Annotated in this window: 1 protein-coding gene; it reads left to right on the plus strand. The window is 64.8% G+C overall.

From position 1 onward, the window contains the following. Positions 1–457 precede the first annotated feature (457 nt). On the plus strand, positions 458–1,822 hold a 1,365-nt coding region (locus ABD093_RS18350; protein ID WP_377802430.1), incomplete at its 3' end, for an ISL3 family transposase.

Raw genomic sequence — 1,822 nt, forward strand, 5'->3', positions numbered from 1 at the left:
ACACCCTCATGCCAGAATGAGTCCGCAAAGATCGGCAACGACGCCGACCGAGCGGACCTACCGACCCCATGAAAGATCGAGGTGAGGGTGAAGTCCTTTCCGTGGCTTCAGTCCCTCCATCATCCCCGGGGTGAATCACAGTGCTTCGAACACCGAGCGTGGCTGTTCACATACACACTACCGAGTCGAAGAACTCAAGTGCCTCCAAGCGACACTCCGCTAAACTACCAGCTCTATCAACACAGCCTAATCGCCCGGTACTCACTGTCGTCATCTGGTTTCATCTCCGCGACCATCCGGACGAAATGCTCCCGCAACTCGACCGGGTACGCCAATGCGGCTCTTCGTAGATGAGGGGGTAGCTGCGGAGCGTGGGGCGGGCGCGTCGGTCCCGGGATAGACGTCGAGGTCTCCCGATGATGGAAGTTCTCACGCTCGCCATCAGGAAGACCTCGACATGCCCAACGCTACCTTCGCCGATCCCAATCTGACGACCTTCACACGCCTCGAGGAGCTCGGCCTGGTCGCTGTCGGTCAGCAGCTCACGACCGAGCGGGCAGTGCTCGAATGTCGACTCGCTGAGGAGGATCCGTGGTGCCGCGCCTGCGGAGCACGAGCGACCTCGCGCGGCACAGTCACTCGTCGCCTTGCCCACGAACCATTCGGCCACCGCCCCACGACGCTGCTGGTGCGGATCCGACGGCACCGGTGTGATCATTGCGGGAACCGCTGGCGAGAAGACACCACTCGCGCGGCACCCGAGCGGGCGAAGCTCTCTCGCGGAGGGATGCGATGGGCGCTGGAAGCCCTGGTCATCGATCACCTCACGATCGCAAGGATCGCCGCCGGGCTCGGGGTGGCCTGGCACACCGCCAACGACGCCGTCCTGGCTGAGGGCCAGAGGCTGCTGATCGATGACCCGGCCCGCTTCGACGCCGTCCACGTGATCGGGGTCGATGAGCACGTCTGGCGCCATACTCGGCGCGGCGACAAGTACGTCACCGTGATCATCGACCTCACTCCGGCCAGGGACAAGACCGGACCGGCAAGGCTTCTGGACATGATCCCGGGCCGCTCCAAGGCGGCGTTCAAAGCCTGGCTCGAGGCCCGCCCGAAGGCGTGGAAGGACCGCATCGAGGTGGTGGCGATGGACGGGTTCACCGGCTTCAAAACCGCGACCGGCGAAGCATTGCCGGGCGCGGTCGCAGTCATGGATCCCTTCCACGTCGTTCGCCTGGCCGGGGACGCACTGGACGACTGCCGGCGGCGTGTTCAGCAGCAGCTCCACAAGCGCAGGGGCCGCAAGAACGACCCCCTCTACAAGACCCGCCGCACCCTCCACACCGGCACCAACCTGCTGACCGACCGGCAATGCGAACGCCTCAGCGCGCTGTTCGAGCGAGAGAAGCACGTCGCGGTCGAGGCGACGTGGGAGATCTACCAGGCAATGGTCGCCGCCTACCGAGAACCCGACCCGGCGAAGGCCAAAGCAATGATGGACAAGCTCATCACCGCGCTGAGCAAGAAGGTTCCCAACGCCTTGCCCGAACTGGCCAAGCTCGGCCGAACGCTGACCAAACGCGCCGCGGACGTGCTGGCGTTCTTCGACCGGCCCGGCACCAGCAACGGTCCGACGGAGGCGATCAACGGTCGGCTCGAACACCTCCGCGGCTCCGCCCTCGGATTCCGCAATCTCACCCACTACATCGCCCGAAGCCTCCTCGAAGCAGGAGGCTTCAGGGTGGTGTCAAGGCGTCGAAGCAACATGGGGTTCGCCGGCAATGAGTCGAGCGAACGCTTCGGTGGGGGTGAGGAAGCCCAG

This window comes from Brachybacterium tyrofermentans, assembly GCF_039526165.1.
Taxonomy (GTDB): domain Bacteria; phylum Actinomycetota; class Actinomycetes; order Actinomycetales; family Dermabacteraceae; genus Brachybacterium; species Brachybacterium tyrofermentans.